The sequence below is a fragment of the Denitromonas iodatirespirans genome (genome assembly GCF_018524365.1).
Lineage (GTDB): Bacteria > Pseudomonadota > Gammaproteobacteria > Burkholderiales > Rhodocyclaceae > Nitrogeniibacter > Nitrogeniibacter iodatirespirans.
On sequence record NZ_JAEKFT010000006.1, the window covers coordinates 241,294 to 251,758 of the forward strand.

The window sequence follows — 10,465 nt, forward strand, 5'->3', positions numbered from 1 at the left end:
GATCGGCCCGGCGGCGCGAGCCATGCGCCTCGCGGCGGCGCAGCACGCCTCCTATACTGCCCAAAGCGAGACCTAGCAGGAGACGGGCACCATCTTGCACACCCACGCCAGTTGCGGGGTCGGTGCCCTCGTCGATCTGTCCGGCCACGCCACCCATGCCCTGGTCGCAGACGGCCTGCAGCTGCTGGCCAACCTCGACCATCGCAGCGCCCGTGGCGCGGAGGAGGAAAGCGGCGACGGCGCCGGCATCCTGCTGCAGATTCCCCACACGCTGTACGCCGACGAGGTGGCCGACCTCCCGGCGCGGGGCGGCTACGGCCTGGGGCAGGCCTTCATGCCGCGCGACGACGGCCGCCGGGCGCGCGTGCGCCGTCTGGTCGAGGTGGTGTGCGCCGCGCGCGGATTTGATCTCGTGGCCTGGCGCGAGGTGCCGGTCGACCCGGGCGGGCTGGGGCGCACCGCGGCCGACTCGCGGCCCGCGGTGTGGCAGTTCTTCGTCGCTCCGCGCAATCCCGCCGTGCAGGCGGAGGCGCTCGACCTACAGCTCTACGTGCTGCGCCGCGCGCTCGAACGCGATGCCGACCTCCATGGCCTCGCCGGTGCCGGGCGCGAACTCTTCTACCTGTGCTCGCTCGACCGCCGCACCGTGGTCTACAAGGGCCTGCTCACCTGCCCGCAGCTCGCCCGCTTCTACCCCGACCTGACGGACGCGCGCACCGCCTCGGCGCTCGCCCTGCTGCATGCGCGCTTTTCCACCAACACGCTGGGCGCCTGGCAGCTCGCCCATCCCTACCGCTGTCTGGTGCACAACGGCGAGATCAACACCCTGCGCGGCAACCTCAACTGGCTGCGCGCGCACGAGGCCGAGATGGCCTCCGAGCGCCTGGGCGCGGACATCGACACCGTGCTGCCGGTCACCGGCGAGGGCCTGAGCGACAGCGCGGTGTTCGACCATGTGCTCGAACTGCTGGTGATGACCGGCCGCAGCCTGCCGCACGCCTTGCGCATGATGGTGCCCGAGGCCTGGCAGCATGACCGCACCATGGACCCCGCGCGGCGCGACTTCTACGCTTGGCACGCCGCGCTGATGGAGCCCTGGGACGGCCCGGCGCTGGTGGTGGCCACCGACGGCACGCAGCTGGCCGCCATTCTCGACCGCAACGGCCTGCGTCCTTGCCGCTACTGCCTGACCCGCGACCGGCGCCTGATCCTGGCCAGCGAGACCGGCGTGCTCGACACCGCAGCGGCCGACATCGTGCACCAGGGCCGCCTGCGCCCGGGCCAGCTCTTCCTCGCCGACACGACACACGGCCGCATCGTGCCCGAGGACGAGATCTTCGCCACCCTCGCCGCGCCGCCCTACGGCGCCTGGCTGCGCACCTACCAGCTGCGCCTGGGCGCACTGGCGCGCAACGTCGCACCCCGCCCGGTCGAGCCGCCCGCCCAGCTCGCCCGCCTGCAGCACACCTTCGGCTACACCGAAGAGCTGCTGCATGCGCTGCTCGAGAAGATGGCCGAAGGCGGCAAGGACCCGATCGGCTCGATGGGCGACGACACCCCGCCGGCGCTGCTCTCGGCGCGCCACCGGCCGCTGTTCGCCTACTTCAAGCAGGAGTTCGCGCAGGTCTCCAACCCGCCGCTCGACTACATCCGCGAGGCGCTGGTGACCTCGCTCGCCGCGCCGGTCGGCCGCCACCGCAACCTGCTCGATACCGCCCCGGCACACTGCCGCCAGCTGCTGCTCGAATCGCCCATCCTGGCCGATGCCGACCTGGCCGCGCTCGAAGCGCTGATCGCCGCCCCGCGCAACGGCATCCGCGCCTGCCGGGTGGACATCACCTTCGCCCCCGAGCAGGCGCTGCGCGACGCCATCGAGCGGGTGCGCGCCGATTGCAGCGCGGCCATCGAGGCCGGCGGCGAAGTGCTCATTCTCGACGACCGCGCCGCCGGCCCCGAGCGCCTGCCGATTCCCAGCCTGCTGGCCACCGGCGCGGTGCACCACCACCTGATCCGCGCCGGCCTGCGCCGCCGCGTGGCGCTGGTGCTGGTGGCCGGCGAGCCGGCGGCGGTGCACCCCGTGTGCACCCTGCTCGGCTACGGCGCCGACGCGGTCTACCCCTGGCTCGCCTACCGCAGCCTGGCGGTCATGGCCAGCGCCGGGCCGCTGGCCCGCGTGCGCGACCCGCAGGCCGCCTACCGCGCCGCGCTCGAAGGCGGGCTGCTCAAGGTGATGGCCAAGATGGGCATCTCCACGCTGGCGAGCTACAAGGGCGCACAGATCTTCGAGGCCATCGGCCTGGCGCAGGACTTCGTCGACGAATACTTCACCGGCACCGCCTGCGCGCTGCCCGCCGCCGGCCTCGAGCTGTTCGAGCGCGAGGCGCGCGAGCGCCATGCCGCCGCCTGGGCCGAAGCGCCCGCCGGCAACGCGCCGCTGAGCGCCGGCGGCGAGCTGTACTGGCGGCGCGACGGCGAGCACCACCAGTGGAACCCCTACACCATCGGCAAGCTGCAGCAGGCCGCGCGCGAGGCCGATGCCGACGCTTACCGCGACTTCGCCGCCGCCGTCGACGGCAGCCCCGAGGCGCCCGCCACCGTGCGCGCCCTGCTCGACTTCGTGCCCGCCACCGACGGCGGCGTGCCGCTCGCCGAAGTCGAGCCGGCCGCGGCCATCCTGGCGCGCTTCGGCACCGGCTCGATGTCCTTCGGCTCGCTCAGCCGCGAGGTGCACGAGACGCTGGCGGTGGCGATGAACCGCCTGGGCGGCAGCTCCGGCACCGGCGAGGGGGGCGAGCAGGTCGAGCGCTTCGGCACCGAACGCGCCTGCAGCATGAAGCAGGTGGCCAGCGGGCGCTTCGGCGTCACCGCGCAGTATCTGGCCGAGGCGCGCCAGATCGAGATCAAGATGGCCCAGGGCGCCAAGCCCGGCGAAGGCGGCGAGCTGCCCGGCGGCAAGGTGGACGCGGGCATTGCCGAGGTGCGCTTCACCGTGCCCGGCATCGGCCTGATCTCGCCGCCGCCGCACCACGACATCTACTCCATCGAGGACCTCGCCCAGCTGATTCACGACCTCAAGTGCGCCAACCCGGCCGCCGAGATCCACGTCAAGCTGGTGGCCAAGGCCGGCGTGGGCACCATCGCCGCCGGGGTCGCCAAGGCGCGCGCCGACGCGGTGCTCATCTCGGGCGATGCGGGCGGCACCGGCGCCTCGGTGAAAACCTCGATCAAGGGCGCCGGCAGCGGCTGGGAGCTGGGCCTGGCCGACACCCACCGCGCGCTGATGGCCAACCGCCTGCGCTCGCGCATCCGGGTGCGGGCCGACGGCGGCTTCCTCACCGGGCGGGACGTGGTGGTGGCCGCGCTGCTCGGCGCCGAGGAATACGGCTTCGGCACCGCGGCGCTGGTCGCGCTGGGCTGCATCATGCTGCGCAAGTGCCACTGCAACACCTGCTCCGTGGGCATCGCCACCCAGGACCCGGAACTGCGCCGCCGCTTCGCCGGTGCGCCCGAGCATGTCATGAACTACCTCGGTTTCGTCGCCGAAGAGGTGCGCACCTGGATGGCGCGCCTGGGCTTTCGCAGCATGGACGAGATGATCGGCCGGGTCGATTGCCTGAACGCACGCGCGCTCGCCCACCCCAAGGGCCTTGCGGTGGATGTCTCCGCGCTGCTCGCCCCGGTGGCGGGCGAAGACACCTCGCGCCGTACCCGCACGCAGGACCACAAGCTCGGCGAGCAGATCGACCATGCGCTGATCGGCCCGATGCTCGCCGCGCTCGACCGTGGCGAGCGCTACGCGCACCGCCTGGCGATCAGCAACCGCGACCGCACGTTCGGCACCCTGCTGAGCCACGAGATCACCCGCCGCCACGGCGCGAAAGGCCTACCGGCGGAGACGGTCCGCCTCGACTGCCACGGCCACGCCGGGCAGAGCTTCGGCGCCTTCCTGTGCCCCGGCATCCATCTGCAGCTCACCGGCGACGCCAACGACCATGTCGGCAAGGGCCTGTCCGGCGGGCGCATCGTCATCGCCACCCCGGCCGATGCCGGCTACCCGGCCGCCGGCAACATCATCGTCGGCAATGTCGCGCTGTATGGCGCCACCGCTGGCGAGGCCTACATCAACGGCCAGGCCGGCGAGCGTTTCGCGGTGCGCAACTCGGGCGCGCAGGCGGTGGTCGAGGGCGCGGGCGACCATGCCTGCGAATACATGACCGGCGGCACGGTGGTCTTCCTCGGCCCGCTCGGGCGCAACTTCGGCGCCGGCATGAGCGGCGGCGTGGCCTACCTGCTCGACACCGACCCGCAGCTGCGCCTGCGCCTGGCCGACAGCGCGCTATGCGCCGAGCTGCCCGACGAGGCACGCGACCACCCGCGCCTGCAGCGCCTGCTCGCGGCCCACGTTGCGCACACCGGCAGCGCGCTCGCCCGGGCGCTGCTCGCCGACTGGACGGCGGCCGCCGAGCGCTTTCTCAAGATCATCCCGGCCGCCTATGCCGCGCTCACCGAAGCGCGCCCCGCCCCACCGGCCCCCGCGCCGGCACCGAGCGAGAACCACCCGGACGGCTACCGCCGCTATCCGCGCATCCCCATCGCCTACCGCGCGCCCGACGAACGCATCGGCGACCACCGCGAGATCTACGCGCCGAACTGGGACGCCGGCGCGCTGCTCGTCCAGGGCGAGCGCTGCATGGACTGCGGCGTGCCGGCCTGCATGGCCGGCTGCCCGATCGGCAACCGCATCCCGGAGTGGAACGACCTGGTCGCGCGCGGCGACTGGCACACCGCGCTGGCGCGCCTGCATGCCACCAACAACTTCCCCGAATTCACCGGCTATGCCTGCCCGGCGCCCTGCGAGCCGGCGTGCACCTTGGCCATCGGCGGCGAGGCGGTGACCATCAAGAGCATCGAGCGCGCCATCGTCGACCGCGGCTGGGCAGAAGGCTGGATCGTGCCGCAGCCACCCGCAGAGCGCAGCGGGCGGCGGGTAGCGGTGGTCGGCTCCGGCCCGGCGGGCCTGGCCGCCGCGCAGCAGCTCAACCGCGCCGGCCACCATGTCACCGTGTTCGAGCGCGACGACGCCATCGGCGGCCTGCTCACCTACGGCATCCCCGACTTCAAGCTTGCCAAGGCGCGTGTCGCCCGCCGTGTCGAGCAACTCGCCGCCGAGGGCGTGCGCTTTCGCACCGGCGTCACCGTCGGCACCGACCTGCCGCTCGACCGCCTGCGGCGCGAGTATGACGCCGTGTGCCTCGCCCTCGGCGCGCTGGCCCCGCGCGAGGTGGAGGCCCCCGGGCGCACACTGGGCGGCGTGCATCTCGGCCTGCCCTACCTGATCGCCGAAAACCGCCGCCAGGCCGGCCGCCCGGCCGCGCCGCTCGACGCACACGGGCGCCGCGTGCTGGTGCTGGGCGGCGGCGACACCGGCGCCGACTGCGTGGCCACCGCGCACCGCCAGGGCGCCGCCCAGGTCACCCAGGTGAGCATCCACCCGCGCCCGCCGGATGAGCGCCCGCCCGGCAACCCGTGGCCCGCCTGGCCGCAGAGCTTCGAGCCGACCTATGCGCTCACGGAAGGCGGGCGCGCGGTGTTCGGTCTCAACTCGGTGGAATTTCTCGACGCGGACGGCGACGGCGAGGTCGATGCCGTGCGGTTCGAGCGCGTGCGCTGGCAGCGCGACGCCGCCGGCCGGCGCACCGCCAAGGAGGTGCTGGAGCGCGGCATCCGCCTGGACGCCGAGCTGGTGCTGATCGCCGCCGGCTTTGCCGGCCCGGATCTGGCGCCCTTCGCCGCCGACGGCCTGACGCCGGACGCACACGGCCGGCTCGCCGCCGACGCCGCGATGATGAGCCCGCTGCCCGGTGTATTCGTCGCCGGCGACGCGCGTCGCGGCCCCTCGCTGATCGTCTGGGCGATCGGCGAGGGGCGCGACGCCGCCCGCGCGATCGACCGCTACCTGGCCGGCACCAGCCGTCTGCCCGCCAGCCTGGCCACCGCCAATCCGCCACTGGCGGCGCGCGGGCTGTAGCGCAAGGCCTCGCGCCGACCCCGGCAAGCCCGAGGCGTCAGCGCCAACCGCTCAGGCCGACGCACCTTCCCAGTAGCCGGGCCGGTTGTAGACCGCTTCCAGGTAATCCACAAAGCACCGGATCTTCGCCGGCAGATAGCGCTGCTGCGGGTACACCGCCTGGATGGCGTAGCCGGGCGCGGCGAAGTCGTCGAGCACGGTCACCAGGGCGCCGCGCGCAAGCTCTGCCTGGATCTCCCAGGTGGAACGCCAGGCAATACCCAGGCCCTGGCGCACCCAGTCGAACAGGATCTCGCCGTCGTTGCAGTCGAGGTTGCCGTTCACCCGCACAGAGAAGGGCTTGCCCTCGCGCATGAAGGTCCAGCCGCGCTGCTGGCCGCCCTGCAGGTTGAAGGCCAGGCAGTTGTGCGCGACGAGGTCTTCGGGGGTGCGCGGCGTGCCGTGGCGGGCGAAGTAGTCGGGCGTGCCGCACACCACGCGGCGATTGGGGCCGAGCGGGATGGCGACATAGTCGGGGTCGACCTGCCCGCCGATGCGCACCGCCATGTCGTAGCCCTCGCGCACCAGGTCGACCACGCTGTCGGTGAAGTTGAACGAGAGCTTGAGCTCCGGGTATTGCGCGGCAAAGGCTGCCACATGCGGGCCGATGTGCCGGCGGCCGAAGCCGGCCGGGGCCGACACCACCAAGTGGCCGCGCACGTCCGAGCGGCCGGCGCTGACGCTGCCCTCGGCGGCGTCGAAGTCCTTGAGCAGCTGGCGGCACTGCTCGACAAACTGCTCGCCCAGGTCGGTGAGCGTGAGGCCGCGGGTGGAGCGATGCATCAGGCGCACGCCGAGGCGGCGTTCGAGCGCGTCGAGCCGGCGGCCCATGACGACCGGCGTCACGCCCTCGATAAGCGCGGCTGCGGCAAAGCTGCCTTTTTCAGCGGTGAGGACGAAGCTTTTGATCTCGGTGTAGCGGCCCATCCGATACTCCAGGTATCGACAGCAAGAACTGTATCAGGAATTCCCTTCGGCTCGCGGAGTCTCTACCCTTAGAGTCCGCCCATCGAAAAGCACCACTGCCATCGCCTCATGACCTCGCCGACACATGGCTCGCTGCTCGCCGACCTGCCCGCCCCTGGCGCGGACGAGGACTTCCGCCCGCTGTTCGCCAACGGCGCGGTGCGGATCGAGCGCATCGTCTCGCACCACCATGCCAGCCCGCCCGGCTTCTGGTACGAGCAGACGGACGACGAATGGGTGATGCTGGTCAGCGGTGCGGCCACGCTGGCCTTCGACGACGGGCGGGAGCTGCCGCTGGCGCCCGGCGACTGGGCGCTGCTGCCGGCCGGCTGCCGGCACCGGGTGGCGCAGACGGCCGCCGCGACGGTGTGGCTGGCGGTGCACGCCCGCCATCCCGATACCTGAACAAGTGTTCTATAAGACATTAGATAAACCAACCGGATCGTTCTAGAATGAGCCAACGTCTCCGGACCACCGATTTTTCGACATGACGCCGCGCTACCGGCCGGCACAGCACAGAGGCCTACTTCCATGAGCACACATACCAAGATCGGCGGCATGCAGGTCGCCAACGCGCTCAAGCAACTGCTCGAGAAAGACATCCTGCCGGGCACCGGCGTGACGGCCGACCAGTTCTGGTCGGGCCTGGAATCCATCGTCAACGACCTGGCGCCCAAGAACCGCGCCCTGCTCGCCAAGCGCGACGAGCTGCAGGCCAAGATCGACGCCTGGCACCAGAAACACGGCAAGGGCGACTTCGCCGCCTACAAGACCTTCCTCAAAGAGATCGGCTACCTCGTGCCCGAGGGGCCCGACTTCGACGTCACCACCGAAAACGTCGAACCCGAAATCGCCCACCAGGCCGGCCCGCAGCTGGTGGTGCCGGTGATGAACGCGCGCTTCGCACTCAACGCCGCCAATGCCCGCTGGGGCAGCCTCTACGACGCGCTCTACGGCACCGACGTGCTGCCCGAGACCGACGGCGCCGAGAAAGGCACCAGCTACAACCCGGTGCGCGGCGCCAAGGTGGTCGAATACGCCCGCAAGTTCCTCGACGAAGCCGCACCGCTGCTCGACGCCAGCCATGCCGACGCCACTCGCTACGGCATCGCCGACGGCGCGCTGGCCGTCAATCTGTCGGACGGGCGCACCACCGGCCTGATCGACCCGGCCCAGTGCGTCGGCCACCAGGGCAAGGGCACCGAGCCCGAATCTGTGCTGATCAAGCACAACGGCCTGCACTTCGAGATCCAGTTCGACCGCGAGCACCCGATCGGCAAGACCGACCCCGCCGGCATCAAGGACGTGCTGGTCGAGGCCGCGCTCACCACCATCATGGACTGCGAAGACTCCGTGGCCGCCGTCGATGCCGAAGACAAGGCGCTGGCCTACGGCAACTGGCTGGGCCTGATGAAGGGCACCCTGTCCGAGAAGGTGAGCAAGGGCGGCAAGACCTTCACCCGCCGCATGAACCCGGATCGCGACTACATCGCCCCCGACGGCAGCAAATTCACGCTCAAGGGCCGCGCCATGATGTTCGTGCGCAACGTCGGCCACCTGATGACCAACCCGGCCATCATCGCCGCCGACGGCCACCAGATCCCCGAAGGCATCATGGACGCCATGTTCACCGCCTGCGCCGCGATCCACGACCTCAAGGGCAATGCCCCCTTCCGCAACTCCACCTCCGGCAGCGTGAACATCGTCAAGCCCAAGATGCACGGCCCCGAAGAAGTCGCCTTCACCGTCGAGCTGTTCGGCCGCGTCGAGCAGGCCCTGGGCCTGCCCAAGAACACGCTCAAGGTCGGCATCATGGACGAAGAGCGTCGCACCTCGGTCAACCTCAAGGAATGCATCCGCGCCGCCAAGGAACGTGTGGTGTTCATCAACACCGGCTTCCTCGACCGCACCGGCGACGAGATCCACACCAGCATGGAAGCCGGCGCCTTCGCGCCCAAGGCCAAGCTCAAGACCATGAAGTGGATCCTCGCCTACGAAGACCAGAACGTCGATGTCGGCCTGGCCTGCGGCCTGCCCGGCCGCGCCCAGATCGGCAAAGGCATGTGGCCCGTGCCCGACAACATGGCCGACATGATGGCTGCCAAGATCGGCCACCCCAAGGCCGGCGCCAACACCGCCTGGGTGCCCTCGCCCACCGCCGCCACTCTCCACGCCCTGCACTACCACCAGGTCAACGTCTTCGAAGTGCAGGCCCAACTGCGCGGCCGCAGCCCGGCCAACGTGGACGACATCCTCGACATCCCGCTCCTGGGCGACCAGAAGCTCACCGCCGACGAGATCCAGAAAGAACTCGACAACAACGCCCAGGGCATCCTCGGCTACGTGGTGCGCTGGGTCGACCAGGGCGTGGGCTGCTCCAAGGTGCCCGACATCAACAACGTCGGCCTCATGGAAGACCGCGCCACCCTGCGCATCTCCAGCCAGCACATCGCCAACTGGCTGCGCCACGAGGTGTGCACCATCGACCAGGTGCTCGACACCATGAAGAAAATGGCCAAGGTGGTCGACGCCCAAAACGCCGGCGACCCCGCCTACCGCCCCATGGCCCCGTCCTACGACGGCATCGCCTTCGAAGCCGCCTGCGATCTGGTGTTCAAGGGCTGCCAACAGCCCAGCGGCTACACCGAGCCGCTGCTGCATGCGCATCGCTTGTCAGTGAAGGCGCTGTAAGCCGACCGCTTGCCGTAAAGAGAAACGCCAGCCTGGGGGTGCCGGGCTGGCGTTTTTTTGTTCACGGGCGGTTGGTCAGCGGCGGTCGTTGGTCGGCATGGCCGGCCGATGGGCTTCGGCGGGTTTCGTAGCCCGGATAGAGCGAAGCGAAATCCGGGGTCAGCGATCGTCCACCGACGAATCCCGGAGGCGGCTACGCTTGCTACATTAGCTTGCCCAGCAAGGATTCTACAGATTCTATCCTAGACACGACAGATAAGACCGGAATTCAGAAACATCTCGGAACACCCATCATGTAACATACATCGCCAATGCGATGCACACCTATAGTATTCGCTTCCTGCCCAAAGAAAATCAGAATGACTACAAACTGGAAAAATATAGAAAACTATGTTCGCGGAATAGCCTCGCTAAAATGGAGCGTTCCATGCGTACCTGAGCATATAGACGGGGTAGATTTCGATGGAGTGTGCAGAGTCTCCAGCGGAGCAAGTCAAGATAGTTGTCGCCTGATTCATGCAACTAACGTGTGTATGTCTTCAGCATGAAGTGTCGCATTGACGACAGCGTCTCGCTCTGGATTGAGCGTCACGAGGCCGATATGCGACCAATCACGCGTGTGGCGCGACCAGCGCCGCGGGTTGCGCTCGCGAGCGTGCAGGTAGGTCTGGTGACGCGCGGCCAGGATGTTGCGATCTTCACCCGCGTGGCGCTGCGCAGGGCTCACGTACCGGATGCCAC

4 protein-coding genes and 1 pseudogene are annotated in these 10,465 nt (G+C 70.0%); 3 read left to right on the forward strand and 2 right to left on the reverse strand.

Going from position 1 to position 10,465, the window contains the following annotated elements; all coding sequences use genetic code 11:
• Positions 1-94 precede the first annotated feature (94 nt).
• A complete protein-coding gene (gene gltB / locus I8J34_RS07970; protein ID WP_214360863.1) occupies positions 95-6,028 on the forward strand; it encodes a glutamate synthase large subunit in 5,934 nt (1,977 codons plus the stop codon).
• Positions 6,029-6,079: 51 nt separating this feature from the next.
• Here the strand turns inward: gltB and I8J34_RS07975 are convergent, their stop codons facing one another.
• Positions 6,080-6,994, reverse strand: coding sequence for a LysR family transcriptional regulator (locus tag I8J34_RS07975; protein WP_214360864.1), 915 nt, complete (start codon positions 6,992-6,994; stop codon positions 6,080-6,082).
• Positions 6,995-7,102: 108 nt separating this feature from the next.
• On the opposite strand from I8J34_RS07975, the gene I8J34_RS07980 reads away from it, so the two are divergent.
• A complete protein-coding gene (locus I8J34_RS07980) occupies positions 7,103-7,438 on the forward strand; it encodes a cupin domain-containing protein (protein ID WP_214360865.1) in 336 nt (111 codons plus the stop codon).
• A 126-nt stretch (positions 7,439-7,564) separates the two neighbouring features.
• Positions 7,565-9,724: a malate synthase G gene (locus I8J34_RS07985; protein WP_214360866.1), complete on the forward strand. Its 2,160-nt coding sequence runs from the start codon at positions 7,565-7,567 to the stop codon at positions 9,722-9,724.
• 514 nt (positions 9,725-10,238) lie between these two features.
• Here the strand turns inward: I8J34_RS07985 and I8J34_RS07990 are convergent.
• Positions 10,239-10,465, reverse strand: a pseudogene (locus I8J34_RS07990) (IS3-like element ISAzo10 family transposase); the annotation flags it as partial.

Excerpts from the sequence above, each read along its gene's own strand:
- I8J34_RS07980 (WP_214360865.1), top strand. The coding sequence starts at position 7,103 with ATGACCTCGCCGACACATGGCTCGCTGCTCGCCGACCTGCCCGCCCCT.
- I8J34_RS07985 (WP_214360866.1), top strand. The coding sequence starts at position 7,565 with ATGAGCACACATACCAAGATCGGCGGCATGCAGGTCGCCAACGCGCTC.
- I8J34_RS07975 (WP_214360864.1), bottom strand. The coding sequence starts at position 6,994 with ATGGGCCGCTACACCGAGATCAAAAGCTTCGTCCTCACCGCTGAAAAA.